This window comes from Pseudomonas taiwanensis (genome assembly GCF_013393345.1).
Lineage (GTDB): Bacteria > Pseudomonadota > Gammaproteobacteria > Pseudomonadales > Pseudomonadaceae > Metapseudomonas > Metapseudomonas resinovorans_C.
Window position 1 is genome coordinate 128,260 of sequence record NZ_QJRF01000060.1, and the last position, 25,897, is coordinate 154,156.

The following is a 25,897-nucleotide window of genomic DNA, read 5'->3' on the forward strand; positions in this document are numbered from 1 at the left end:
AATCCTTAAGAGAGTTGCGTCGCTGCCCAATCCGGGCAAGGCGCTTCGTCAATGCGTACCGCACAGTGGACGGGTACTCGATCGAAGAGTTCCAGCACATCCGTATTGCGCAGACGAATGCACCCGTGAGAACGGGGAACGCCCATGGGCTCGGTGTCGGGCGTACCGTGCAGGTAGATATAGCGGCGGAAGCTGTCCACGCTGCCGAGGCGATTGCGGCCGGGCTCTCTTCCGCTGAGCCAGAGGATGCGGCTCAGGATCCAGTCCCTTCCCGGAAAGCGCTCGTGCAGCTCGGCGCTCCAGACCTCACCCGTCCAGCGCCGACCACGCAGCACCGCCCCCAGGGGCAAGGCGGCGCCAATCTTCGCGCGAACCTGGTGCAAGCCACGGGGCGTGCAATTGGAGCCGTTGGTTTCACCCGCACCGTTGAGCGCGGTGGAGACAGACATGCGCAGCACCAACCGCCCCTCGGCAAAGCCGTAGAGCTGTTGGTCAGCGATGGAAATATGCAGAAGATCGAGGTTTTGCATGGGCCGCAAGCTTAGCTGATCAGCCCGCTCGCGCCCATAGGGGATTAAGCCTTGGCGGGAGACGCCGGGGCCTTGTTGCGCGGTTTCAGCATGGCGCTCGCCAGCACCTCATCGGTCACGCCAGTCTCGGCACGCATGCCGGCTGCCAGGAATGGCACCATCAGGCGCATGACCTGCTCGATCGAGGTGTTCACGCCGAAGTCGTTCTCCGCCATCGCACGCAACGCCTTGATCCCGGACATGCTGAACGCCGCGGCGCCGAGCATGAAGTGCACCCGCCAGAACAGTTCCAGCGGTGGCACCCTTGGTGCGGATTCGTTCACCAGCAGCATGTATCGACGGAAGACCTTTCCGTAAACCTCTTCCAGATACTTGCGCAAATGCCCCTGGCTCTGACTGAATGCGAGACCGAGCAGACGCATGAAAATAGAAAGGTCGTTGCCACTACGAGGCTTTACCGCGAGGGCCTGCTCAACGAGCATTTCCAATAGCTCTTCGAGGCTGGCCTTGCTTTCGGCCTTGGACTGGCGTCGATCCAGTTCACGCTCCAGACTCTGGCAGAATGGACCAAGAAAGCGCGAGAAGACCGCCTGGATCAGCGCTTTCTTCGAGCCGAAGTGATAGTTCACCGCTGCCAGATTGACCCCAGCTTTGCTGGTGATAAGGCGCAACGAAGTCTCGGCGAAGCCCTTCTCCGCGAACAGCTGTTCCGCAGCATCCAGAATGCGTTCTACGGTTTCCGACTGGGCCATGGCTCCTCCGCCTGACAAACACTTGTTTGAAACATACGTTTCAGCCGGTCAGCTTGTCAAGCCGCGTTCACCACTATCTGACGCAACGGTCATTCTTGCCGCGCAGCCACGGCATGAAGCTTTGTCGCTCTCTCTGCGCCCGCCTTCTGCCCTCCCCCCAAAAAAGAAGCGTTGCCAAGGCCGAATCACTGTATATAATCCCAGCAACTGTATAAAAAAACAGAGCGCCTCCATGCTGAAACTGACGCCCCGCCAAGCCGAGATTCTCGCATTCATCAAGCGCTGCCTTGAAGACAATGGCTTCCCGCCTACTCGCGCGGAGATCGCCCAGGAACTTGGCTTCAAGTCACCCAACGCCGCTGAAGAGCACCTCAAGGCTCTGGCACGTAAAGGTGCGATCGAGATGACGCCGGGCGCTTCCCGGGGCATTCGCATCCCCGGCTTCGAACCCGGCAACAACGAAGAAGACGGCCTGCCGGTGATTGGCCGGGTCGCTGCAGGCGCGCCGATCCTCGCACAGCAGAACATCGAGGAATCTTGCCGCATCAACCCCGATTTCTTCCATCCCCGCGCCGACTACCTGCTGCGTGTTCGCGGCATGTCGATGAAAGACATCGGCATCTATGACGGAGACCTGCTCGCCGTCCATAGCACTCGCGAAGTCCGCAACGGCCAGGTGGTCGTAGCTCGACTGGGCGAAGAAGTCACGGTCAAACGTTTCAAGCGTGAAGGCGACAAGGTCTGGCTGATTGCCGAGAACCCGGAGTTCGCCCCAATCGAAGTCGACCTGGATGAACAGGATCTGGTGATCGAAGGTTTGAGTGTCGGCGTGATCCGCCGCTAAAGGAGGCGTTATGCAGTTCCCGCAGTCGCTTGGTCGGTCGCAGCTCCCCCTGTTCCACGACGCCATCCTGGCAAATCCCGTGGCGCCGTTGCTGACCGATGTGGTCGAAGAACCCAGCAAGGAAGAACCCGAAGCGTTCAGCGAATTGTCGCTACGCGGTGCAGCCGGGCATTGCCGCAGCCTGCTCGCGTCGATATTGAGGGAACTGAGCGAAGAGAAAGACGCGCGCTGGCTGACATTGATCGGCGCACCCGCGGGCCTGTCCCGTGACTGGCTGCGCGAGTCCGGCCTCAACCGCGAACGCATTCTGATTCTTCAACCACGGGGAGAACAAAGCGCTCTCGAGCTGGCTTGCGAAGCCCTGCGTCTGGGCCGCAGCCATACCGTTGTGAGCTGGCTTCAATTGGGGCAACGAGCCAAACGCCAACTGGCCCAAGCAGCACGCCAGGGAGACGCGCAAAGCCTGAACATACTTCTTGGCTAAAAAGTTACGGGGCGCCTGGCGATTGCTGCGCCCATCTGACACAAGACGGTAACCGGATCAGTGGAAGATCTGGCTCCAGAGATCAGTGCAGGACGCGCGGACCATCCTGATGGTCCATCTCACCTTCAGCCAGTCGACCCGCCATCTGAACACCCACATTCAGCATGGCCTTGGCGACTTCCAGGTGATGCCCCTGAAGGAAAGCCTTGGCATCAGCGGAGAAGTCCAGCGTCACCAACGCCTCCTCGTCCTCAGCCCGGCGCAGAATGATGCGGCCATCAGGCAGTTCGACTATTTCCAGAAAGGACGTAGGCATAATTTCATATCTCCACGAAAGGCGGCCATTGTAGCAGCCAGCCGCCAGCACGCCCTAGCCCGTCGATCAAATCAGCACTCGCTTAGTGTTTCTCGGAAGCGCAATGCAAGCGATTTCAGATTCTGCCGCCACGATTCCAACACTTCGCGCGACAGTGGCATCTCTTCCTCATCTACGCTGACCGCGGTGATCAACGGTAGAGTCGGGTCGATCTTGGCCTGCTTCGGCGCCTGCGGCGGCTGGAACAATGCGCGATAGGCCGAAAGCAGTTCAGCCAACCATGTTTCACGTTGCTGGGCCAACTCCACCAGCTCAGCCAACTCGGGGCTGGGTGCGGCAGCCAATACTTCCGGCGTCAGCAGCAACTCGACGCGCGGCGCGCCGGCCTCGGGAAGACGGTAGTAGCCGGCGATTTCATGACACAGGCCGAGCAGCGCGCCATAGAGATGGAACAACACCGCCTCGCGCTGGGACTGCACCAATGCCTGGGCATTCATCGCCCTGCTTTCTTCCACCTTGCCCCATGACTCCAGGGACAGGCCAGCGAAGAAGATTTTCTGATTGGTGCGGGTGTAAAGCTCATGGGCCATGACGGCGCCCTCCACAGGTGACCCGGGCAGTATAAGCGCGCCCGGAACCGGGCAGTATAAGCGCGCCCGGAACCGGGCGCGCTACGGTCGGTCAGCGCTTGTCCTCGACCTTCCACTTGCCGCCATCGAAGAAAGCGCGCCAGCCGGTGGGCTTGCCTTCGACCTCGGTCTGCACATATTGCTCCTTGGTCTTGCGACTGAAGCGGATCACCGCCGGGCGCCCTTCCGGGTCTTTCTTCGGCGCATCCAGCAGGTAGTGGTACTTGGCATCCAGCTCGTCCTTGTGGGGAATCAGCTCCTGCACCAAGGGTGCACGGGTTTCGCGATTCTTCGGGAACTGGCTGGCCGCCAGGAACAGGCCGGAAGCGCCATCACGCAGCACATAGATGTCGTCGACCTTCTCGCACTTCAGCTCGGGCATGCGGATCGGATCGATCTTCGGCGGCGCAGCCTCGCCGCTCTTCAGCAACTTGCGAGTGTTCTTGCAACTGGCGTTGGTGCAACCGAAGAACTTGCCGAACCGACCCGTCTTGAGCTGCATCTCACTACCGCATTTGTCGCATTCCAGGCTCGGACCTTCGTAGCCCTTGATGCGGTACTGGCCCTGCTCGATCTCGTAACCCGAGCAATCCGGGTTGTTGCCGCAGATGTGCAGTTTGCGGGTTTCATCCAGCAGATAGGCGTCCATCGCAGTCGCGCAGATCGGGCAGCGGTGCTTGCCACGCAACACACGGGATTCCGACTCACCTTCGTCGTCCGCGGCGATCTCGTCGCCCGGGACCAGGTTGATGGTGGCCTTGCAACGCTCTTTCGGCGGCAGGCTGTAGCCCGAGCACCCGAGGAACACGCCGGTCGAGGCGGTACGGATCATCATCGGACGACCGCACTCGCGGCAGGGAATATCGGTCAGCGTTGGCTGGTTGGCACGCATGCCCTTGTCGGCGCCTTCGGCCAGCTCCAACTTCTTCCTGAAGTCACCGTAGAACTCGTCCAGCAGGTGCTTCCAGTCGCGCTCGCCCTGGGCGACGTCGTCCAGGTGCTCTTCCATGCCGGCGGTGAAGCCATAGTCCATCAGGTTGGCGAAGCTTTCATTCAGGCGCTCGGTAACGATGTCGCCCATCTTCTCCGCGTAGAAACGACGGTTGTGCACCGTGACGTAGCCACGCTCCTGAATGGTGGAGATGATCGCCGCGTAAGTGGAGGGCCGGCCAATACCACGTTTTTCCAGCTCCTTGACCAGGCTGGCTTCGGAGTAGCGCGCCGGCGGCTTGGTGAAGTGCTGGCTGGGTTCGAGCTTGAGCAGCTCGAGCAGTTCGCCCTCGCTCATTTCCGGCAGGACATCGTCCTCGCCCGGCTTGCTCTGCTGCGGCAGGACGCGGGTGTAACCATCGAACTTGAGAATACGACCCTTAGCGCGCAGCTCGAACTTGCTGGCAGCGACGCTAACGCTGGTGGACAGGTACTCAGCCGGCGGCATCTGGCAAGCCACGAACTGGCGCCAGATCAGGTCGTACAGGCGCTCGGCATCACGCTCCATGCCAGACAGCTGGGTGGGACGCAGATTGACGTCGGACGGGCGAATGGCCTCGTGCGCTTCCTGGGCGCCTTCCTTGCTGGAGTAGACGTTCGGCTTGGACGGCAGGTACTTCTCGCCGAACTCACCCTCGATGAAGCCACGCACCATGGTAATGGCGTCAGCCGAGAGGTTGGTCGAGTCGGTACGCATATAAGTGATGTAGCCGGCCTCGTAGAGACGCTGGGCCATCATCATGGTCTTCTTCACCCCGAAGCCCAGGCGGTTGCTCGCGGCCTGCTGCAGGGTGGAGGTAATGAAGGGCGCGGACGGGCGACTGGAGGTCGGCTTGTCCTCGCGCTTGGCCACGGTGTAGCTGGAAGCCTTGAGCTTCTCCAGCGCCGCCATGGCCTGGGCTTCGTTCAGCGGCTTGAAGGCCTCGCCGTTCTCGCGCGCCACTTCGAAACGCACCTTGGCGCCCTTGGCGGTGCCAAGATCGGCATGAACTTCCCAGTATTCTTCCGGAACGAATGCGCGAATTTCGCGCTCGCGCTCCACAACCAGCTTCACCGCTACCGACTGCACACGACCGGCCGACAGGCCGCGGGCGATCTTCTGCCAAAGCAGCGGCGACACCATGTAGCCCACGACGCGGTCGAGGAAGCGGCGCGCCTGCTGCGCATTGACACGGTTGATGTCGAGGTCGCCAGGCTGGGAGAAGGCTTCCTGAATGGCCTTCTTGGTGATTTCGTTGAACACCACGCGCTTGTAGCGGCTGTCATCGCCGCCGATGGATTCCCGCAGGTGCCAGGCAATGGCCTCCCCTTCGCGGTCCAAGTCGGTTGCGAGATAGATGGTGTCGGCATCCTTGGCCAGGCGGCGCAGTTCGTCGATCACCTTTTCCTTGCCGGGCAGGATCTCGTACTTGGCCTTCCAGCCGTGCTCAGGATCCACCCCCATGCGTGCAACCAACTGACGCTTGGCCTTCTCCTTGGGGGACAGAGCCGGCGCTTCACCAGCGGTCTTGCCACGCTTGGCCGGCTCCTTGGCGGTACTGGCCGAACCGCTGGTGGGGAGGTCACGGATGTGGCCGATGCTCGACTTCACCACGTACTGGTTGCCCAGGTACTTGTTGATGGTCTTGGCCTTGGCCGGGGATTCCACGATGACCAGCGATTTGCCCATGGATCGGTGTGTTCCTGATTGAAGAATGTAAAAGGCGGGTGCCGCCTGTCGCGGCACCGCTATATATAGTGGCCAGCGCGACGCGGTCAAGCGCGCCCCGGCTGCCTCGATGCCCGTCAGGGCTGAGAAAAGAGATTCGGCTCCGCACTCACCAAGGCGAAGCGCGCAATCTGCTCGCCATCCACCTGGACCGTTTCGGTGAACATGCTGAGCGGTCGCACCCAAAGGCCGAATTCGCCGTAGAGGGCCTGGTACACCACCAGCTCCTCCTCCGTCTCGGAATGTCGCGCAACACCGACGACGCGGTACTGCTGACCCTTGTAGTGACGATAGAGACCCGGTTGCAGGCTCATGATTGCCTCACAGTGATGAATGCAGGCTATCCCGCAAAGGTTGCGCATGGTGCCGCGTGATGCGACTCGAAACCAGCCCTTGCATGAAAATTCCTGAGAAGTATCTCCACATAAAAGCAAAAACCGGGGCACTAGGCCCCGGTTTTCTCATCTTGCGTGCGCTCAGACGCGCTCAAAGATGGTGGTGATGCCCTGGCCAAGGCCCACGCACATGGTGGACACGCCCAGATTACCGCCGTTCTGTTTCATCACGTTCAGCAGGGTGCCGGAGATACGGGCACCGGAGCAGCCGAACGGGTGACCCAGGGCGATGGCGCCACCGTGCAGGTTGACCTTCTGCTCCATCTTGTCGAGGAGCTTGAGGTCCTTCAGCACCGGCAGGGCCTGGGCGGCGAAGGCTTCGTTGAGCTCGACGAAGTCGATGTCGTCCATAGTCAGGCCAGCGCGTTTCAGTGCTTTCTGGGTGGACGGCACAGGGCCGTAACCCATGATCGCCGGGTCAACACCGGCAACCGCCATGGCACGAACGACGGCCATCGGCTGGATACCCAGGTCCTGGGCACGCTGGGCGCTCATCACGATCATGCAGGAAGCGCCGTCGGTGATCTGCGAGGAAGTACCCGCAGTCACGGTGCCGCCTTTCGGGTTGAACGCCGGCTTCAGGCTGGCCAGGCTTTCCAGGGTGGTCTCCGGACGAATGGTTTCGTCGTAGTCGAACACCTTCAGGAAGCCATTCTCGTCGTAGCCCTGCATCGGGATGATTTCATCCTTGAACTTGCCTTCGACGGTGGCCTTGTGGGCCAGTTGGTGCGAACGCACACCGAACTGATCCTGGGCTTCGCGGCTGATGCCGTGCATCTTGCCGAGCATTTCAGCGGTCAGACCCATCATGCCCGAGGCTTTCGCGGCGTACAGGGACATGTGCGGGTTCGGATCGACGCCGTGCATCATGCCAACGTGGCCCATGTGCTCCACGCCACCGACCACGAAGACGTCGCCGTTACCGGTCTGGATGGCCTGCACGGCGGTGTGCAGGGCGCTCATGGAGGAACCGCACAGGCGGCTGACGGTCTGGCCAGCGCTGGTGTGAGGGATCTGGGTCATCAGCGACGCCATGCGTGCGATGTTCCAGCCCTGCTCCAGGGTCTGGTTCACGCAGCCCCAGATCACATCCTCGACTTCCGCCGGATCGACCTTGGTGTTGCGCTCCAGCAGCTTGCTGATCAGGTGCGCCGACATGTCCTCGGCGCGGGTATTGCGGTGCATGCCACCCTTGGAGCGACCCATCGGGGTGCGACCGAAGTCGACAATGACTGCATCTCTAGGATTCAGGCTCATATTCTTCACTCTCGCTCAATTAGCCGAAAAACTTCTGGCCGTTCTTGGCCATTTCGCGAAGCTTGGCGGTCGGGTGGTACAGCGCGCCCAGGTCGGCGTACTTGTCGGCCAGGGCCACGAACTCGGCCACACCGATGCTGTCGATGTAGCGCAGCGCACCACCACGGAAGGGCGGGAAGCCGATGCCGTAGATCAGGCCCATATCGGCCTCGGCAGCGGTCGATACGATGCCGTCTTCCAGGCAGCGCACGGTCTCCAGGCACAGCGGGATCATCATGAAGTTGATGATGTCCTCGTCGGTCAGCTCACGCTGCTCCTTGACGATCGACTTCAGCACTTCGTAGGCAACCGGGTCGGTGACCTTCTTCGGCTTGCCGCGCTTGTCGGTTTCGTAGGCGTAGAAGCCCTTGCCGTTCTTCTGACCCAGGCGGTTGGCGTCGTACATGACGTCAACGGCGGTCTTGCCTTCCACAGCCATACGATCCGGGAAGCCTTCAGCCATTACATCGCGGCCATGGTGGCCGGTGTCGATGCCGACCACGTCGGACAGGTACGCCGGGCCCATGGGCCAGCCGAACTTCTCCATGATCTTGTCGATGCGGACGAAGTCGACGCCGAACTCCAGCAACTTGGCGAAACCGCCGAAGTACGGGAACAGCACGCGGTTCACCAGGAAGCCGGGGCAGTCGTTGACCACGATCGGGTTCTTGCCCATTTTCTTGGCAAAGGCAACGGTGGTGGCGACAGCCACTTCGCTGGACTTCTCGCCACGGATCACTTCAACCAGCGGCATCATGTGCACCGGGTTGAAGAAGTGCATGCCGACGAAGTTCTCCGGACGCTTCAGGGCCTGGGCCAGGTAGCTGATGGAGATGGTGGAGGTGTTGGAAGCGATGATGGCGTCTTCGCGAACATGGCCTTCCACCTCGGCGAGCACAGCGTGCTTGACCTTCGGGTTCTCGACCACTGCTTCAACCACGATGTCGACGTTGCCGAAATCACCGTAGGACATGGTCGGGCGAATCGCGTTCAGCGCTTCAGCCATCTTCTCGGGCTTCATGCGGCCTTTCTCGACGCGCTTGCCGAGCAGCTTGGAAGCTTCGTTCAGACCCATCTGGATACCCTCTTCGCGGATATCCTTCATCAGGATCGGAGTGCCCTTGGAAGCGGACTGGTAGGCGATGCCGCCACCCATGATGCCGGCGCCGAGAACGGCAGCCAGTTTCACGTCTTTGGCAGCTTCGTCGTACTGCTTGCCCTTTTTCTTCAGCTCCTGATCGTTCAGGAACAGGCCGATCAGGCTGGTGGCGACCGAAGTCTTGGCCAGCTTCACGAAACCGGCGGCTTCCACTTCCAGAGCCTTGTCACGACCGAAGTTAGCGGCCTTCTGGATGGTCTTGATGGCTTCGACCGGAGCCGGGTAGTTCGGGCCGGCCTGACCAGCGACGAAGCCCTTGGCGGTTTCGAAGGCCATCATCTGTTCGATGGCATTGAGCTTCAGCTTCTCCAGCTTGGGCTGACGCTTGGCCTTGAAGTCCAGCTCGCCGGAAATGGCGCGCTTGACCAGGTCCAGGGCAGCGGCCGGCAGCAGCTCGGGAGTGACAACGGCGTCAACGGCGCCGACTTTCAGGGCGTCTTCGGCACGATTTTCCTTGCCGGAAGCGATCCACTCGATGGCGTTATCGGTACCGATGATGCGCGGCAGGCGCACGGTGCCGCCGAAGCCCGGGTAGATACCCAGCTTGACTTCCGGCAGACCGATCTTGGCGACAGTGCTCATCACGCGGTAGTCAGCTGCGAGGCACATTTCCAGGCCGCCACCCAGGGCGATGCCGTTGATAGCGACAACGGTGGGGACTTCGAGGTCTTCGAAGGCGCTGAAGATCTTGTTGGCTTCGAGGTTGCCCGCCACCAGCTCTTCATCAGGCAGCTGGAAGTTATCGACGAATTCAGTGATATCGGCGCCGACGATGAAGACGTCCTTGCCGCTGCTGACGATAACGCCCTTGACCGAAGCGTCGGCCTTGATGGCTGCAACTGCATCACGCAGTTCATTCAGGGTGAGGCGGTTGAACTTGTTGACGGACTCACCCTTGAGGTCGAACTTCAGTTCGACGATACCGCCCTCAAGAGCCTTAACCGTGATGGCTTTACCTTCGTAAATCATCAACTGATCTCCACGGTTTGGGAAACTGGACTGTACGCATCGGAGCCAACCGGCGGACTCGCTTCCCGGCGCTGCCGGAGCATAGTCCCGATCGATCCGGCACACCCACCGATGCGATATTCGGGCTGTATGGCTAGAAACGTCATACAAGACAAACGCTTGATTCATACGCCCGTTTGATTTGGGTGAGCGCAGATTCAGGGAAAAGTCAGCGCTTGTCAATCGCGCAGCGTGACCGGCCGGCCACGATAAAACGGCTCTGCCACCAGCCTCGCCGCAACGCGGGCTGCACGGTCGAGACAAATTCACACTTTTGATTGCATCTCATCACGCTCACCGCGCATTGGCGGAAAAGCCGCCGGGAGGCCGCTGGCAAATTGCCTGTCCCACGGGTACATTCGTGCCACTCGATCCGCGAGGATTCGAACGCCAAAACAACAACAATCAAGGCCAATGGCCCACGGAGTCGTGCCAATGACGAGCCGCCTGCTTGCCATTCTTCTGGGTACCCTGCTCACCCTTCCCGCTTTCGCCACTGCTCAGACTTCCTCGGCTGACAGCCTGCTCAAGCTCCATCAGATGCGCCTCGCCGCCCAGCGCAGCCTTGGCGACTTCTATATGTACAACGGCATGGAGGGCGATCAGCGCTACGCGCGCCTGATCGACGAGTCGGTGCAGAAGGCGGATGCGCGCCTGAAGGAACTGGGCGAAATGCCCGGGGAAGCGTCGAAAGCCCTGCACGCCCAGTTGACCCAGGAATGGCAGCACTACAACAGCGAGCTGACCCGCCTGGTCACCTCACTCAAGCAACAAGGCTATACCGACCTGCAACCGGTGGCTGACCTGACCGCGCGCAACAAGCGCCTGATGGACCTCTCCAACGAGCTCTACGCCAGGATCCAGCAGGAAGGTTCGACCCAGGTCCCGTCCCTGACGCAGCGCAGCCGCGACCAGAGCCTGCTGATGCAAACCATCGCGGTGGACTACGCCTCCCGTAGCGCATCCATTGGCGGCAGTTTCATCGGCAGCAACGGCGGCAAGGGCATTGATGAGCTGGCCGGCCAGTTCGCCAACCAGCTGACCAGCCTGGAACAGGCCCCTCAAAACACGCCGGAGATTCGCCAGGCGCTGGATGGCATCAGCACCAAATGGCGCTACATCGAAAAATCGCTGAAGAACTACAACGAAAACAGCGTGCCGTTCCTCATCAACAAGTACTCGGACCGCATAATCGACGGCCTCGAAGACGTATCTGCCCGCTACTCCGCCGCCCAGAGCTGAGACAGCAATCGGCGCGATGGCATTCGCCCTCGCGCCCTCCCCTCAGGCCAGCGCCTTCAGCGTGTCGGCAATGCGCTGCAGGTCCTCCGCGGTCCCCCGCTCCCCCCAGTAGAGGGCAATCATCTGCGAGCTCGCTTCGACCTTGTAGACATCCTTCGGCAAGCCAGCCAGATGCGCCAGCACCGCTGCATCCTCGCAGGGCTCGCGCCACTGGTTCAGCCAGCTGCCTGGCTCGTTCTGCCAATAGCACCAGGCCTCGCGCCCGCGCAGGCGCGGTCGATGGTACTGCGCGCAGGAATGGGGAGGCTCCTGGACCAGCCAGTGCGGCCAGTCCTGGCGCGACAGCTGCATGGCCAATCCCATTCGCCGCGCTTGCAGCCGCAGTTCCATACGACCTCGCTGCCCCTTGGACGGCACCAGCCAGACCAACGGACTGAGCATCGCCAGAAGCAGCAACAGGACGATCCAGAGGGTCATAACGGTTATCTCCGCGCAAAAGCCTGTGTTAAACGTTTCGGAAAGCCATACTTGTGATCATGCGCAACCTTAAGGAGGAGTCACCCATGACCTACCAGCACATTCTGGTCGCCGTAGACCTGACCGATGAATGCCATCCTGTGGTGCGTCGTGCCCAGGCGCTGGCCCAGGCCAGCAATGCCAAGCTGTCGCTGGTGCATATCGTCGAACCGATGGCCATGGCCTTCGGTGGCGACGTACCCATGGACCTGTCCATGCTCCAGCAGCAGCAGTTCGAACAGGCCCGGGAGCGCCTGCAGGGCTTCGCCGGCATTTACTCCGAACTGAGCGCCGACCAGCGCCATCTGGCGTACGGCCAGCCTCGCCAGGAAATTCACCGCCTTGCAGAGGAACAGGGCTGCGACCTGATCGTTGTCGGCAGCCACGGCCGCCATGGCCTTGCCCTGCTGCTCGGCTCCACCGCCAACGACGTGCTCCACGGCGCGCCCTGTGACGTGCTCGCGGTCCGCCTGAAGAAACCTGAGTAAACCGACGCGACTCCGCGGGCGAAGGCTTCAGTCGAAGCCCTCGCCCGCGCTCATCACTAGCGGTCGAATCTTCTGCAACTGGGTTTCCAGCGAATAGGTCATGCTGGATGCCATGGAGAAGAAGGTCAGGAAAGCCTTGAGGTTGGAGTCCCCTTCGCAGGTATCGTGGATACGCTGCCAGAAGGCCTGATTCACCAACTGCAATTGCTGGAACAGCCGCACCAGCCCTTTCAGCTCCCAGTCCGCATGACGCCCTTCCCGAAGGTTGAAATACTGCCGCGCGAGGTAGAGCGAAACCGCCCGCAGGATGAACTCCTGATTGCTGGCGAATGGCAGGTGTTGCTGCGCCATCGGCTTGAGCTTGCCCAGGACCGGGCAGGCGCTGGTAGCCATGATGACCCCCAGCAGGGCGCGCAGGCCCTCCTCCAACCCGACAACCTTGGCGTATTCACGATCCGGCGTACGCACCCAGACCTGCACCTTCTTGAAGGCCGGCAATCCCTGGAAGTCCTCGATCACCCGGTGCAGGTCCACCGCAGCCGGGCAATGACTGTGGATCTCGCGGCGTAGCGGGCAGTTGCTGCACTGCTGGTGTTCCAGACGCGTCCACTTAGGCGCGCCAACAGCGCGCTCCTGGTCGTACTCACGATCCAGCTCGATGCGATAGCTGAACTCATGTACGTCATCCAGGCTGATGCGGTATTCGATGGCCATGGGCTCTCCGGCTCACTTCCTCAACTGTCTTCCAGTTCCGCCCAGCGTTCGATCAGGCGGTCCAGTTCCTTCTGCAAGCCATCCAGCCGTTCCAGCACCACGCGAGTCTGCTCCGGCGGACGCTGATAGAAGGCCGGGTCGGAAATTTCTTCCTGTAGCTTCGCCTGCTCGGTTTCCAGGGCTTCGATCTGCCCCGGAATCGCTTCCAGTTCGCGTTGAAGCTTATAGCTCAGCTTCTGTTTCGGAGCTTCGGCTACCGCCGCCTTGGCCATCGACGCAGGCTCGGCAGCCTTAGGCGCCTCGGCCTTGGCCTCGCGACCTTCGCCAACGCCCAGCAGACGCGGCGAACCGCCCTGGCGCAGCCAGTCCTGATAACCGCCGACGTACTCGCGCACGCGGCCATTACCTTCGAACACCAGCGTGCTGGTGACCACGTTGTCGAGGAACGCCCGGTCGTGGCTGACCATCAGCACGGTGCCAGGGAAGTTCAGCAGCACCTCTTCGAGCAGTTCCAGGGTTTCCACGTCCAGGTCGTTGGTCGGTTCGTCCAGCACCAGCAGGTTGGCCGGCTTGCTGAACAACTTGGCGAGCAACAGTCGTGCCCGTTCACCACCGGACAACGCCTTCACCGGCGTGCGGGCGCGCTGCGGACTGAACAGGAAGTCACCCAGGTAGCTCAGCACGTGGCGGTTCTGGCCGTCGATGGAGATGAAATCGCGACCTTCGGAGATGTTATCGATTACGGTTTTTTCCAGATCCAACTGGTGACGCAGCTGGTCGAAATACGCCACTTCGAGGCGAGTACCGATCTCGATACTGCCACTGGTGGGCTGGAGATCACCCAGCAGCAGCTTGAGCAGTGTGGTCTTGCCAGTTCCGTTGGCGCCCAGCAGGCCGATACGGTCGGAGCGCTGCAGCACCAGGTTGAAATCGCGGATCAGCGGCTCGCCGCCCGGATGGGCGAAGCCGACATTCTCCGCCACCATCACCTGCTTGCCGGATTTCTCCGCTGCGTCCAACTGGATCGTCGCCTTGCCCTGCCGCTCACGACGCTCTGAACGTTCGACACGCATCGCCTTGAGCGCACGCACCCGGCCTTCGTTACGGGTACGACGGGCCTTGATGCCCTGGCGAATCCAGACTTCTTCCTGGGCCAGGCGTTTGTCGAACAGGGCATTGGCCACTTCTTCCGCCGCCAGCTGCTGTTCCTTGTGCACCAGGAAGCTGGCGTAGTCGCCGTTCCAGTCGATCAGGTGGCCACGGTCCAGTTCGAGGATGCGGGTGGCCAGGTTCTGCAGGAAGGAACGGTCGTGGGTGATGAACAGCACCGCGCCGTTGAAACCAAGCAGGGCTTCTTCCAGCCAGGCGATGGCGCCAATGTCCAGATGGTTGGTGGGCTCGTCGAGCAGCAGCAGGTCCGGCTCGGCCACCAGCGCCTGGGCCAGCAATACCCTGCGGCGCCAGCCACCGGAAAGTTCGGCCAGGGTCTTGTCCGCAGGCAACTGCAAGCGGCTCAGGGTACTGTCCACCAGCTGCTGCAAACGCCAGCCGTCGCGGGCCTCGAGTTCCTGCTGGACGTGGGCCAGCTTGGTCAGGTCGGCCTCGGACTGGATGTGCAGGCTGAGGTGATGATATTCGGCCAGCAGTGCACCAACGCCAGCCAGACCTTCGGCAACCACGTCGAACACGGTGCGGTCATCGGCAAGCGGCAGCTCCTGGGGCAATTCGCCGATCTTCAAGGCGGGTGCACGCCAGATCTCGCCGTCATCGGCGAACTGGTCGCCCTTGACCAGACGCAGCAGGCTGGACTTGCCGGTGCCGTTGCGGCCGATGATGCACACGCGCTCGCCACGGGCGATCTGCCAGGACACCTTATCCAGCAGCGGCATGGCGCCGTAGGCAAGAGATACGTCGGTGAACTTGAGCAGCGTCATGTGGGGCCTCCGGGATAAGGGCGCGCATTCTACCCGACTTGCCACACCGTCTCTCGGGCATTTTTTACCGCTGGTTTCCCCTGCTGGCGCAATGCTTTAACCGGCTCGTCGCAGAAGCTAAGCTAGGCGCTATTCGATGTCCCGAAACGGGGCATTCATAACGATATATCTGCCTCGGAAGTGTCATGCGCGGTCGTCTGCTCAGCCTGTTTTCCTGTTTGCTCCTGTCTACGGTCGGCCTGCAAGGCGCTCAGGCCGCCTCGGCGTCCCTCACACAACAACGACTGATGTACGACGAGGCCAAGCGCGCCCTGGCCAAGGGTGATTCTGGCCCCTACCAGCGTTATGCCAATGCGCTGCGCGATTACCCGCTGGAGCCGTACCTGGCCTATGACGAGCTGACCGCCCGTCTGAAATGGGCGAGCAACGACGAAATCGAGAAATTCCTCGCCGAACACGGCGACCTTCCCCAGGCTGGCTGGATGAAGCTGCGCTGGTTGCGCTGGCTGGCCGAGCGCGGCGAATGGCAGACCTTCATCAACTACTACGACCCCAAGCTCAACTTCACCGAACTGGACTGCCTGTTCGGCCAGTACCAGCTCAAGCACGGCATGAAGAAGGAAGGCTACGCCACCGCCAAGAAGCTCTGGCTGGTAGGCAAATCCCAACCCGAGGCGTGCGATGTGCTGTTCGGCATGTGGAGCGCCGAAGGACAACTGACCGAGGAGCTGCGCTGGAAGCGCGCCAAGCTGGCGGCTGAAGCGCGCAATTACGGCCTGGCCAACCACCTGGTGAAAACCATGCCGCGCCTGGGCACCCAGGGCAAGCTGATGGTAGAAGTGGCGCAGAAGCCGCAGATATTGAGCCAGACCGGGCGCTTCGTTCCCGCCGATCGCCACACGGCCGATGCGGCCGGCCTCGGCTTGCGCCGCCTGGCACGCCAGGACCCGGAGAAAGCGCTGAGCCTGCTGGAGGTCTATACGGCCCGCCTGCCTTTCTCCAAGGAGGAGAAGGTCGCCATCGCCCGCGAAATCGGCCTGACACTGGCCAAGCGTTTCGATTCGCGCGCCCTGAAGGTCATGGCCCAGTACGACCCCGAGCTGCGCGACAACACCGTCAGCGAATGGCGTGCGCGCCTGCTCCTGCGCCTGGGGCGCTGGGATGACGCCTACCAACTGACCCGGCAGATGCCCGAAGACCTGGCCAAGACCAACCGTTGGCGCTATTGGCAGGCCCGCACCCTGCAACTGGCGCAGCCCCAGAGCCAGCAACCGGTTCCGCTGTACCAGCCGGTGGCCCGCGAACGCGACTTCTACGGTTTCATGGCCGCCGACCGTATCCAGGCGCCCTATCAGTTGAACAACAAACCTCTGGCCATTGATCCGAAGGTCATGCAGAAAGTGCGCAACACCGCCGGCATCCGCCGTGCGCTGGAGTTCCATGATCGCGGCGAGATCGTCAACGGTCGCCGCGAGTGGTACCACGTCAGCCGTCTCTTCGACCGCGATGAGATGGTGGCCCAGGCCAAGATCGCCTACGACTTGCAATGGTACTTCCCGGCCATCCGCACCATCAGCCAGGCACAGTACTGGGATGACCTGGATATCCGTTTCCCGATGGCCCACCGCTCGGCTCTGACCCAGCAGGCGAAGATTCGTGGCCTGCATTCCAGCTGGGTATTCGCCATCACGCGCCAGGAAAGCGCCTTCATGGCCGACGCGCGCTCCGGTGTCGGCGCCATGGGCCTGATGCAGCTGATGCCCGGTACGGCCAAGGAAACCGCGCGCAAGTTCGGCATTCCTCTGGGCTCGCCGAAGCAGGCGTTCAACCCCGACGTCAACATCCAGCTCGGCGCCGCTTACCTGAGCCAGGTCCACGGCCAGTTCAACGGCAACCGCGTGCTCGCTTCGGCCGCTTACAACGCGGGCCCGGGTCGCGTGCGCCAGTGGCTGAAGGGTGCTGACCACCTGTCCTACGATGTCTGGGTGGAATCCATCCCCTTCGACGAAACCCGCCAGTACGTGCAGAACGTGCTGTCCTACTCGGTGATCTACGGGCACAAGCTGAACGCCCCGCAGCCCCTGGTGGACTGGCATGAGCGATACTTCGACGACCAGTGAAACAAAGAAAAAGGGCGCCACGCGGCGCCCTTTCTCATCGTAGGGTGGGCTTCAGCCCACCAACACACCCTGCACCGATCCGCTACTCCAGCACTTCGACTTCCATCCCCACTTCCAGCACGCCGGCGCTGCGGTTGATCAGGTTCTGCCCAAAGTAGACCTCGCCTTCCCGCTCGCGGTAGGTCTTGAGGGTGGTCAGCGGTTCACGGTCGGCACTGCGCTCTCCGGTCGCCGGATCGATGGTGGTGAGAATGCAGCGGCTACAACCCTTGGCGACACTGAATTCGATACCACCAATGCGGATACGCTTCCAGCCATCCTCGGCGTAGGCATCGCTGCCCTCCACCACCAGGTTCGGGCGAAAACGCAGCATCTCCAGAGGCCGTCCTACCCGTTCGCTCAGGTCCTCCAGCGACGCCTGGCCAATCAGCAACAGCGGGAAACCATCGGCGAAGCCCACCTTCTCTTCCGGCAACAGACTGCCGGGTATGTCCCGCGCCCGGTGCTCCGGCACATGGACCAGACGGCACGCCTTGCCAAGGAAATCGCTGAGCCATTGCGCCGCTTCGTCACCGGCATCGGGCACATGCATCGGCGCGCCCCAGACGAAGGTGCCGCGCAGATTGTTGTCCGGTTCTGGCAGCGGCACGTCAAGGGCAGGCTGCCCCTGTGTGCTCAGGGTCAGGCCGCCGGCATCGTTCCACCGCGCCGACAGCTGGGACATGTGAGGAAAGGCGCGCTGGGTCAGGAAACGGCCGTTTTCAGCGTCCACCAGCATCCAGCGGCGGTCACCTGCCAGGCCCAGGGCATCCAGCCGGGCGTGTTGCAGGGGTTCGCCAATGGCGGACTTCATGGGGTAACGATAAAGGGAGGAGAGACGCAACATGGCTGGCTTCCTGATCAGCGTTCGAGCGAAACCCACCTTATACGCAGCCGACCCCGCTCACCTCAAGCTCATTGATCGCGCTTGAGGCGGTCCATCACCACGTCCACCAGCCTGTCGGGCTGGAACTTGGAGAGGAAGTTATCGCAGCCGACCTTCTTCACCATGGCATCGTTGAAGCTGCCGGACAGCGACGTGTGCATCACCACGTAGAGGTCGCGCAGACGCGGGTCGTTGCGAATTTCGGTGGTCAGGCGGTAGCCGTCCATTTCCGGCATCTCCGCATCCGTGAAGATCATCAGCAGCTTCTCGGTCATGTTTTCGCCGCTGTCCGCCCAGGCCTTGAGCATCTTCAATGCCTTCAGCCCATCGCTGGCCATGTGCATGCGCATGCCGAGCTGCGAAAGGGTCTCCCGCAGTTGCGTCAGGGCAACGCTGGAGTCGTCCACCAGCAGCACCTCGCGCCCCACGGCCATCTGCAGCAATGGGTTGCCCAGACGATCGGCGGATACCCGAGTGCTCATCGGCACGATCTCCGCCAGTACCTTTTCCACGTCTATGACTTCGACGATCTGCTCGTCCACCTTGGTGATCGCCGTCAGGTAGTGTTGGCGGCCCGCGCCACCAGGCGGCGGCATGATGGACTCCCAGTTGAGATTGAGGATGCGATCCACGCCACCGACCAGGAATGCCTGCACCGAGCGGTTGTACTCGGTGACGATGATGGTGCTGCGCTCGTCCGGCACCAACGGACGCATGCCGATGGCCTGGGACAGGTCGATCACCGGCAGCGTCTGACCCCGCAGGTTGACCACACCGCACACGAAGGGATGGCGTTGCGGGATCAGCGTCATCTTGGGCAGCTGAAGAACTTCCTGCACCTTGAACACGTTGATGGCGAACAGCTGACGACCGCTGAGGCGGAACATCAGGATTTCCAGGCGGTTTTCACCCACCAGTTGGGTGCGTTGATCGACGGTGTCGAGAATGCCGGCCATGGAACTTCCTCTGCTGCGAATGCGATATGGGCAGGACTGCCATGGCAGCGTTTCGGCAAAGCGCCGCAAAACTGAAGACATGGCACCGAGCCATCATGCCGCAGCCAACCCCATGACGCCAGCGCGCCCGGGGCTCAGCCTGGCAGCAGCAGCGGAGAGTCTTCGGGCAGATGCAACCGCAGCGCCCCCACCCGTGCGGAGACGCGCAGGCGCGAGCTTTCCAGCGGTTCGCCATCGAGGTTCAGGTCCAGCCCTTCCGCAGCTTCCACTTCTACCCACGGCAGGCGCGCGCTCACGGAAACCGCCTCCAGACCGAGGATGCCGCCGGACAGCAGTGTCGTCAGGGTGCCCACCACATCCTGGGGAGCCGGGATGATGCAGAGGTCCAGCAGCCCATCGTTCAGCACCGCCTGCGGACACAGCGGATGGCCACCGCCGGCCTGGCGTCCATTGCCGATGCCGAGCGCCAGGAACTCGCCCTCCCAGAAGAAATCCGGACCGCGAAAACGGCCCATGGCCGAATGGACTTCGGCGAAATGGGTAAGGCCCGTGAGGAAATAGGCAGCCCCACCGAGCACTTTCTTCAGGTCTTCGGAGGTGTTGGCCGTGATCTTCGAACCGAATCCCCCCGTCACCATATTGAGGAATAGATGGCCGTCTGCATCGCCCAGGTCGATCGCTCGCGGCGCCACATCCAGCAGGGCCAATGCTTCGACGGGTTCGAGGGGTACTCCAGCGGCACGTGCGAAATCGTTGGCCGTGCCCAAGGGCAACAGCGCCAGGCTGGCATCTCTATCCGCCCGAACCATGGCTTCGGCCACCTCGCGCAAGGTGCCGTCACCGCCCCCGGCGATCAGCGTCCGATAGCCCGCTGCCAGCGCTTCCCCCACGAGTCGGCGCGCATCACCCGCTTCCCAGGTGACGCGCACCGCCAAGTCCCACCCGTCCGCCCGGCGTGCTTCGATCACCGTTCTAACGTCGTCGTTGGTTGCCTGTTTGCCGTGCAGGATCAGCAAGGCCTTGCGCTCGCCCATATCACCTCCATCGATCAGGAATGGCCGGAGTATAGGACCGCAAGACTTCGACAATGACGCCCGTGCCGATTGTTCCAACGCCAAACCAATCGACTATTTAGATATCAATTGCGGAAAAATTGCGCTTTTGCACAGTTATATGATGATTGATCATGCCACCCATTCCTCCGGAGAACTCCCTCCGCGAGCAGACTGGAGAACTGAACATGATCGAAGTACGCCCCTTCACTGAACTGGGTGGAGCCCACCACGGCTGGCTCAATGCCCGTCATCACTTTTCCTTCGCCAGCTATTACGACAGCCAGCGGATGAACTGGGGTCAACTGCGGGTATGGAACGACGACGAGATCGCGCCCCACAGTGGCTTCCCGCCGCATCCGCACCAGGACATGGAAATCATCACCTACGTCCGCGAGGGTGCCATCACCCATAAGGACAACCTCGGCAACCAGGGCCGCACCGAAGCCGGTGACGTGCAAGTGATGAGCGCCGGCACGGGTATCGCCCACAGCGAGTACAACCTGGAAGACGAAACCACCAAGATCTTCCAGATCTGGATCATGCCCACCGAGTACGGTGCTGCGCCGTCCTGGGGCGCCCGTCCCTTCCCCAAGGGAGAGCGTGCAGGCAGCTTCGTCACCCTGGCGAGCGGGATCGATGAAGGCACCGACGCCCTGCACATCCGCGCCAACGCGCGACTCGTCGCCGCGACCCTGAAGGCAGGACAAAGCGCCGAGTACCGCCTGGAGAAAGGCCGCAAGGCCTACCTGGTGGCAGCCAAGGGCAAATACGAGGTGAACGGCGTTGCTGCCGAGGCCCGCGACGGCGTGGCGGTGCACGATGTGGAAGTGCTCAGCTTCACCGCCAGCGAGGACAGCGAAATCGTCCTGGTGGATGTGGCCTGACCAGGCGCTTTCCCTTGTGGGAGCGAATTCATTCGCGAGTGGGCCGCAACGCCCTGCTTCATCGCGATTGAAATCGCTCCCACTGGGGATTCCCAAATGCAGTCTCCCGAACTACGCCGGGTAGCCGGTGATATCCCTGATCCTCCGGTACAACGGCCGCAACTGCTTGTACATCCCCTGGTAAACCTCCCGGTACAACCGGTCATAGGTCCGCTGTGCCTGCGGGTCCGGCTGGAACACCTGACCTACCCGCGTCATGGCGCCAATCGCCGTCGGAAAGTCCGGGTGCAAGCCCAGGCCCACCGCGCAGTCGATTGCCGCACCGAGCCCCGAAGTTTCGTAGACGTGCGGCCGCTCAGCCGGCAGGCCGAAGATATCGGCGGTCAGTTGCATGGCGGCATCGCTCTGGGAACCACCTCCGGATACCCGCAATCGCGTGATGTGAGTGCCGGAACGTTTCTCGATCTGCTCCTTGCCCTGGCGGAGGGCATACGCAAGACCTTCGAGAATGGCGCGATAGATATGCGCGCGGGTATGAACATCGCCGAAGCCGATGATCGATCCCTTCGCCTCCAGACCCGGCTCACGGATGCCCGGCGACCAATAGGGCTGCAGCATCAATCCCATGGACCCAGGCGGCACGCTGTTGACCAGCTCGTCGAACAGCGCCTCCGGCTCAACCCCCAGCTCCTTTGCCCGCTGCATTTCACGCAGGCCGAATTCCTGCTTGAACCAACTGACCATCCAGAAGCCCCGATAGATCATCACCTCAGTGTTGAAGTGATCGGGAATCGCCGCCGGATAGGGCGGAATCAGCGGGATAGTTTCCAGGTACTTGCGCCGCGTGGTGTTGATCGTCGCGGTCGTGCCGTAGGAGAGACAGGCCATGCTTGGCTCCACCCCGCCGGCACCAATCACTTCACAGGCCTTGTCGGCACCCGCGGCAATCAGCGGCAGACCTTCCGGGATTCCGGTATGTCGGCTGGCCTCGGCAGTGATGCTGCCCAAGCGCTCGCCGGGCTTGAAGAGTTCCGGCAACTGCTCGCGGCGCACCGGCATGGACTGCCATTTCCAGTCACGCGGCGCGGCCCACTGCAGGCGCTTGTAATCGAATGGCAGATAGGCGACCTGGCACGCCACGGAATCGACGAAGCGGCCACACAGCCGGTGACTGAGGAAGCCTGACAGCAGCAGAACCTTGTGCGTTCTGGACCAGAGCTCCGGCTGGTTCTGCGCCACCCAGTTGGCCTCCGCCTGGGCACGGAAATAGTCCACCGTGCCCTCCAGACCGATCGCCTTGAACAACCATCCCCAAGGGCCCTTGATCCGCCCCTCCACCTTGGCCTGGCGCTGGTCGAGCCAGAGAATGGCCGGGCGCAATGGCTTGCCCTGCTCATCGACATTGATGACCGTGCCGCGCTGGGTGGTCAGGGACACACCGCGAATCAGGCTGCGGTCGATGTCCACTGACGCCCACAACAGCCGGCAGGCTTCACCCAGGCTGTTCCAGTAGTAGTCAGGGTCCTGTTCGGCCCAGCCAGGCTGGCTGGAGTAATAGGCCTCCAGCGGCACCTTGCCCTTGCCCACCAGGTTGCCTTGCAGGTCGAACAGCAGGGCGCGAACGCTCTGGGTGCCGTTGTCGATGGCCAGCAGATAACTCTTTTCGCTCACGATGCGTCCTTGTTCTTGTTATTCCGGCAGGCTGTAGCAGTGTCGCCAGAGCGCCAGGTAGGCCGCCTCTTCCTCTGCCCAGCGGGAATCGCCCCAACCCAGCAGCGGCTGGCACAGCGAGCGAATGCGCGGCAGCTCCGCGCGGGCCCCTTCCGGCAGCAACAGACCGAGGCGCGTCCGACGCAGCAACAGATCATCCAGATGCAGGACCAATTCGCCCTCCGCCGCCCAGGCCAGTTCGGCCCAAAGCGTATTGCTGCTTCCGACGCGCCCGTTGCCGAGCTTCGCGGCCCAGCGCGCCACTTCGGCAGCACTTCGCCCATGCCGCCCCACCAGACGCAGACGCTGGGCGGGCGACAGGTTCGTCGCGTCCGGAGCTGCGCAAGGCCGAAACACCAGGTCATCGCCCTCCTCCACAGTCCGGTCGACGAAGCCTGCGCAGGCATGCAGCACCTCAAGGGCCAGCAGGCGGAAAGTGGTCAGCTTGCCTCCGGCCAGGGTGACGCAGCCGGGCTCCGTCCAGAGGACGTGCTCGCGCTTCTCATCCGAGGGTTTCAACCGCGCCTCACCATCGCTCACCACCGGCCGAACGCCCGCCCAGGTGGACAGCACATCGCAACGGCCAATCCGGGCTGCAGGGAACTGCAGGGCACAGGCTTCCAGCAGGTAGCTGACTTCCGCCTCAGTGATGCGCGCGTCCCGGTCCAGGTCGTCTCGGTGGTCAAGATCGGTGGTGCCTATCACGGTCGCCCCTTCCCAAGGGAAAACGAAGACCGGCCGACCGTCGGTGGGATGCATGAAGCTGATCGCGTGGGCCAGCGGCAGGCGCCAGGCCGGAAGCAGAAGATGACTGCCGCGCAGCGGGCGAATGTGCTCCGTGCCCTGTGCAGTGCGCAGACGATCAGCCCAGGCACCTGTGGCCTGGGCCACCGCACGGCTGCGAAAAGTGAAGCGCTGGCCAGTCTCCAGGTCCTCGGCTTCCAGGCCGGTCACCCTGCCCTGGTCCCGCCGCAAACTCACCACACGCACACCGTTCAGGGCCTCGCCACCTTCGGCGCGAGCCTCGCCCAGCACTCGCATCACCAGACGGGCATCGTCGGTAACGGCATCGAAAAAACGGGTGCCCCCCTGTAAGCCACCTTCGGCCAGGCCAGGCACCAGATAGCGCAGTTGCTGCAGCGGGTAGTAAAAGTGGTTGCGATGCCCGGCGAGCGCGTCGTACACCGCCAGCAGGCCGCCGAAGATTCGAGGCCCTGGAAAACCGCCGCGGTGCGGCATGACGAAGCTCAACGGCTCCACTAGCCCTGGCGCTTCGGCCAGCAGGCGCTGGCGTTCACGCACAGAGGCACGGGTAAGGCCGAACTGGCCCTTGGCGATGTAGCGCAAACCGCCGTGGACCATCTTCGAGGACCGGCTCGACGTTCCCCAGGCAAAGTCCCGCTGTTCCAGCAGCAGGCATTTCCAGCCACGCCTGGCCGCTTCCCGCAGGATGCCGGCACCACAGATGCCGCCGCCGACCACGATCAGGTCCCACTCGCGGTTGGCCAGTTCGGGCAAGGCAGCGGCGCGCCAACCGGCGTTCCAGGCACCCATGTTCAATCCTCGAGCAGAACGCCGGGAGCGAGACGCTCCTCGGGGTCGAAGTGCTGTGCCAGGCTCCGCAACGCAGACATGCCCAGAGGCCCTTTTTCCACCGGCAACCAGGGGGCGTGGTCGCGGCCAACGCCATGTTGATGGCTGATGGTGCCGCGATTCTGCGCGATCACTTCGCTGGCAACGCGTTTGAGTTTGCTCCAGCGCGCCAGGGCCTCGGCGTAACTCGCACCGGGACGATAGACGTAGGTGGTGTAGATGCTCGATCCCTCGCCATAGACATGGGACAGGTGCGTGAACACGTGGACGCGCTCGCCTTCATCCGCCAGGCCATTGCGCAGGCTTGCTTCGATTTTGCCGAGCAGGCTGTCGACATTGACCCAGTCGGTGGCGGTTTCCAGGGTGTCCACCACATAACCTGCGCTCCACAGCGCGTGGCGTAGGTAGGGGAAACGGAAGCGATTGTGCTCCCACTTCTTGCCCAGCAAGGTACCGGTGAAAACACCACCGAAGTCCTTCAGCAGGCGCTTGGCCTGCTTCAGCGACGCGGCGTTCTGCGTGCGGTTGCCCGTGACGCCGAAGGTCAACATGCATTTCCCCGCGCCAGCACCTCGCAGGGCCAGGTACTTCTCCAGCAGCGCAATCTGCCCCGGATGGCCGGCCAGGGCCAGCTGGGTTTCCGTTTCAATGGCGTTCGACAGGCGCAGCATAGACAGCGGCACCCGCGCCTGGGCAAGGCGGCGGATGCCTTGGAGCGCCTGGCTCCAGCTGGGCAGGAAAACCGCATAGAAGGCTTCCTGATCGGCCAGCGGGGTGACACGCACCCGCACTTCGGAAATCACCCCGAAGCGTCCTTCGGAGCCGAGCACCATTTCACGCAGGTCCGGACCCGCCGCCGACGCTGGGAAGGTCGGCAGTTCCATGGCACCGGCGAAGGTCTCCAGCGTACCGCCGGCAAACAGCTGTTCGATGCGTCCATAACGCAGGGACTGTTGGCCACTGGAGCGACTGGCCACCCAGCCGCCAAGGGTGGACAGCTCCCAGGACTGCGGGAAATGGCCAAGCGTATAACCACGCGCACGAAGCTGGCTTTCCACCTGAGGGCCGTTGGCACCAGGGCCGAAGGTTGCGATCTGGCTTTCTTCGTCCAGCTCCAGCAAGCGGTTCATGCGCGCCAGGGAAAGCGTCAGCACCGGCCGCTCGCTGGCCTGGGGGTTGATATGACCCGCTACCGACGTGCCGCCGCCATAGGGAATCAGTACCAGGTCGCGTTCAGCCGCCAGGGTCAACAGCTCGCGGATCTGCTCCGGGGTTTCCGGGAAGGCCACGCCATCGGGGAACAGGCCGAAATCGCCCTCGCGCATGGCCAGCCAGTCTGGCAGGCTCTGGCCTCGGGCGTGGCGCACGCGGGTCTCGGCATCCAGGCTGATCAGCGGATGCGCCGCCAGGCGCGAGGCCGGCACGCGCGCCAGTACCTGCTCAAGAGTCGCATCAGCCAGCGGCTGGCCCATGCTGATGCGTTCGGCCAGGAAGGCCGCTCCATTGGCCGGCAATTCCACCACCGTCGCCTCATCGCCCCAGCCGTTCCAGCGTCGCATGCCGTTCTCCTTGTTCGGGTTGTTTCGAAGGTCTTGGATGGCTGCATATACTAGCCAGCCGCCCAAAGGCGTCACTGTCGAATCGGGACA

The 25,897-nt window shown here is 62.4% G+C and carries 23 protein-coding genes; 6 read left to right on the forward strand and 17 right to left on the reverse strand.

The genetic code is table 11. The features are described from left to right. Window positions 1-5 precede the first annotated feature (5 nt). Both DM872_RS13750 and DM872_RS13755 read right to left on the reverse strand, forming a co-directional pair. The gene (locus tag DM872_RS13750) at window positions 6-530 is read right to left on the reverse strand and encodes a L,D-transpeptidase (protein ID WP_179060008.1); all 525 of its coding nucleotides are present in this window, start codon (window positions 528-530) and stop codon (window positions 6-8) included. Window positions 531-574: 44 nt separating this feature from the next. After that, entirely contained in the window at window positions 575-1,282 is a 708-nt protein-coding gene (locus DM872_RS13755; protein ID WP_179060009.1) for a TetR/AcrR family transcriptional regulator, read from the reverse strand. A gap of 232 nt (window positions 1,283-1,514) precedes the next feature. Here DM872_RS13755 and lexA point away from each other — a divergent pair, with 232 nt between their 5' ends. Both lexA and sulA read left to right on the forward strand, forming a co-directional pair. Continuing rightward, on the forward strand, window positions 1,515-2,126 hold the full coding sequence (lexA, locus tag DM872_RS13760; RefSeq protein ID WP_179060010.1) for a transcriptional repressor LexA: 612 nt from the start codon (window positions 1,515-1,517) through the stop codon (window positions 2,124-2,126). A 10-nt stretch (window positions 2,127-2,136) separates the two neighbouring features. Beyond that, on the forward strand, window positions 2,137-2,610 hold the full coding sequence (sulA, locus tag DM872_RS13765; protein ID WP_077525347.1) for an SOS-induced cell division inhibitor SulA: 474 nt from the start codon (window positions 2,137-2,139) through the stop codon (window positions 2,608-2,610). An 82-nt stretch (window positions 2,611-2,692) separates the two neighbouring features. On the opposite strand, the gene DM872_RS13770 is transcribed toward sulA, so the two are convergent. From DM872_RS13770 to fadB, 6 genes are all read right to left on the reverse strand, one after another. Beyond that, entirely contained in the window at window positions 2,693-2,926 is a 234-nt protein-coding gene (locus DM872_RS13770) for a hypothetical protein (protein ID WP_077525348.1), read from the reverse strand. Window positions 2,927-2,997: 71 nt separating this feature from the next. Beyond that, window positions 2,998-3,516, reverse strand: coding sequence for a DUF6586 family protein (locus DM872_RS13775; protein ID WP_179060011.1), 519 nt, complete (start codon window positions 3,514-3,516; stop codon window positions 2,998-3,000). A 91-nt stretch (window positions 3,517-3,607) separates the two neighbouring features. Then, window positions 3,608-6,214 carry a type I DNA topoisomerase gene (gene topA / locus DM872_RS13780; protein WP_179060012.1) on the reverse strand — a complete coding sequence of 869 codons (2,607 nt, stop codon included), beginning with the start codon at window positions 6,212-6,214 and terminating at the stop codon, window positions 3,608-3,610. 116 nt (window positions 6,215-6,330) lie between these two features. Beyond that, complete coding sequence (locus DM872_RS13785; RefSeq protein ID WP_179060013.1) at window positions 6,331-6,567, reverse strand: DUF1653 domain-containing protein; 237 nt, start codon at window positions 6,565-6,567, stop codon at window positions 6,331-6,333. A gap of 162 nt (window positions 6,568-6,729) precedes the next feature. Continuing rightward, window positions 6,730-7,905, reverse strand: a complete 1,176-nt coding sequence (fadA, locus tag DM872_RS13790) for an acetyl-CoA C-acyltransferase FadA (protein WP_179060014.1) — start codon at window positions 7,903-7,905, stop codon at window positions 6,730-6,732. A gap of 19 nt (window positions 7,906-7,924) precedes the next feature. Continuing rightward, entirely contained in the window at window positions 7,925-10,072 is a 2,148-nt protein-coding gene (fadB, locus tag DM872_RS13795) for a fatty acid oxidation complex subunit alpha FadB (protein ID WP_179060015.1), read from the reverse strand. 474 nt (window positions 10,073-10,546) lie between these two features. On the opposite strand from fadB, the gene DM872_RS13800 reads away from it, so the two are divergent. Further along, window positions 10,547-11,353, forward strand: coding sequence for a hypothetical protein (locus DM872_RS13800; RefSeq protein WP_179060016.1), 807 nt, complete (start codon window positions 10,547-10,549; stop codon window positions 11,351-11,353). A 42-nt stretch (window positions 11,354-11,395) separates the two neighbouring features. On the opposite strand, the gene DM872_RS13805 is transcribed toward DM872_RS13800, so the two are convergent. Beyond that, entirely contained in the window at window positions 11,396-11,830 is a 435-nt protein-coding gene (locus tag DM872_RS13805; RefSeq protein ID WP_179060017.1) for a hypothetical protein, read from the reverse strand. Between the two features lie 86 nt (window positions 11,831-11,916). Here DM872_RS13805 and DM872_RS13810 point away from each other — a divergent pair, with 86 nt between their 5' ends. Continuing rightward, window positions 11,917-12,357 carry a universal stress protein gene (locus DM872_RS13810; protein WP_077525355.1) on the forward strand — a complete coding sequence of 147 codons (441 nt, stop codon included), beginning with the start codon at window positions 11,917-11,919 and terminating at the stop codon, window positions 12,355-12,357. Window positions 12,358-12,384: 27 nt separating this feature from the next. Here the strand turns inward: DM872_RS13810 and DM872_RS13815 are convergent, their stop codons facing one another. After that, entirely contained in the window at window positions 12,385-13,071 is a 687-nt protein-coding gene (locus tag DM872_RS13815) for a DUF6901 family protein (RefSeq protein WP_179060018.1), read from the reverse strand. Between the two features lie 20 nt (window positions 13,072-13,091). Further along, window positions 13,092-15,005: an ATP-binding cassette domain-containing protein gene (locus tag DM872_RS13820; RefSeq protein ID WP_179060019.1), complete on the reverse strand. Its 1,914-nt coding sequence runs from the start codon at window positions 15,003-15,005 to the stop codon at window positions 13,092-13,094. Window positions 15,006-15,190: 185 nt separating this feature from the next. Here DM872_RS13820 and DM872_RS13825 point away from each other — a divergent pair, with 185 nt between their 5' ends. Then, window positions 15,191-17,125: a transglycosylase SLT domain-containing protein gene (locus DM872_RS13825; RefSeq protein WP_179060020.1), complete on the forward strand. Its 1,935-nt coding sequence runs from the start codon at window positions 15,191-15,193 to the stop codon at window positions 17,123-17,125. 82 nt (window positions 17,126-17,207) lie between these two features. On the opposite strand, the gene DM872_RS13830 is transcribed toward DM872_RS13825, so the two are convergent. From DM872_RS13830 to yegS, 3 genes are all read right to left on the reverse strand, one after another. Beyond that, entirely contained in the window at window positions 17,208-18,011 is an 804-nt protein-coding gene (locus DM872_RS13830) for an MOSC domain-containing protein (RefSeq protein WP_179060021.1), read from the reverse strand. Window positions 18,012-18,079: 68 nt separating this feature from the next. Continuing rightward, complete coding sequence (locus DM872_RS13835) at window positions 18,080-19,006, reverse strand: chemotaxis protein CheV (protein ID WP_179060022.1); 927 nt, start codon at window positions 19,004-19,006, stop codon at window positions 18,080-18,082. Between the two features lie 134 nt (window positions 19,007-19,140). Next, the gene (yegS, locus tag DM872_RS13840; protein WP_179060023.1) at window positions 19,141-20,040 is read right to left on the reverse strand and encodes a lipid kinase YegS; all 900 of its coding nucleotides are present in this window, start codon (window positions 20,038-20,040) and stop codon (window positions 19,141-19,143) included. A 206-nt stretch (window positions 20,041-20,246) separates the two neighbouring features. Between yegS and DM872_RS13845 the strand changes: the two genes are divergently transcribed. Continuing rightward, on the forward strand, window positions 20,247-20,945 hold the full coding sequence (locus DM872_RS13845) for a pirin family protein (protein ID WP_179060024.1): 699 nt from the start codon (window positions 20,247-20,249) through the stop codon (window positions 20,943-20,945). A gap of 111 nt (window positions 20,946-21,056) precedes the next feature. Here the strand turns inward: DM872_RS13845 and DM872_RS13850 are convergent, their stop codons facing one another. Genes DM872_RS13850 through DM872_RS13860 form a run of 3 tightly spaced genes read right to left on the reverse strand, consistent with a single transcriptional unit; the run spans window position 21,057 to window position 25,807 of the window. Beyond that, window positions 21,057-22,616 (reverse strand): FGGY-family carbohydrate kinase, encoded by a 1,560-nt coding sequence (locus DM872_RS13850; protein ID WP_179060025.1) that lies wholly within the window; start codon window positions 22,614-22,616, stop codon window positions 21,057-21,059. Window positions 22,617-22,634: 18 nt separating this feature from the next. Continuing rightward, window positions 22,635-24,209 carry a glycerol-3-phosphate dehydrogenase/oxidase gene (locus tag DM872_RS13855; protein ID WP_179060026.1) on the reverse strand — a complete coding sequence of 525 codons (1,575 nt, stop codon included), beginning with the start codon at window positions 24,207-24,209 and terminating at the stop codon, window positions 22,635-22,637. A 2-nt stretch (window positions 24,210-24,211) separates the two neighbouring features. Further along, window positions 24,212-25,807, reverse strand: coding sequence for an FAD-binding oxidoreductase (locus DM872_RS13860; protein WP_179060027.1), 1,596 nt, complete (start codon window positions 25,805-25,807; stop codon window positions 24,212-24,214). Window positions 25,808-25,897 lie beyond the last annotated feature (90 nt).